The 254-nt window shown below is 59.8% G+C and carries 1 protein-coding gene; it reads left to right on the top strand.

Annotation, left to right across the window (positions count from 1 at the left end):
- Positions 1-254: hypothetical protein (locus PU683_RS22320; protein WP_277174683.1), on the top strand; the 254-nt coding region annotated here is incomplete at both ends.

The raw sequence follows: 254 nt of genomic DNA, 5'->3' as shown, positions 1-254 counted from the left end.
CGGATCAAATCTACGAGCGCCGTTGGGCGCTGAGTGTGCTTGATCAAGTGCTGGCACGGCTGGGAAATGAGTATCGCGCAGCTGGGAATATCGGGTTGTTCGACCGGTTACAGAAATCGCTCACAGACGAACCGGATCGCCCTTCACCGGCAGAGACCGCCCGCGAACTCGGCATGAACGAGAGCGCAGTAAGGCAGGCGTCCTACCGGTTGCGTCAGCGTTATCGCCATCTCTTGCGGGAGGAGATCGCGCAC

The organism is Candidatus Kosakonia sp. 282A-S69 (genome assembly GCF_029433855.1).
GTDB classification, from domain to species: domain Bacteria; phylum Pseudomonadota; class Gammaproteobacteria; order Enterobacterales; family Enterobacteriaceae; genus Kosakonia; species Kosakonia cowanii_A.
This window is presented reverse-complemented; position numbering and strand designations above follow the sequence as displayed.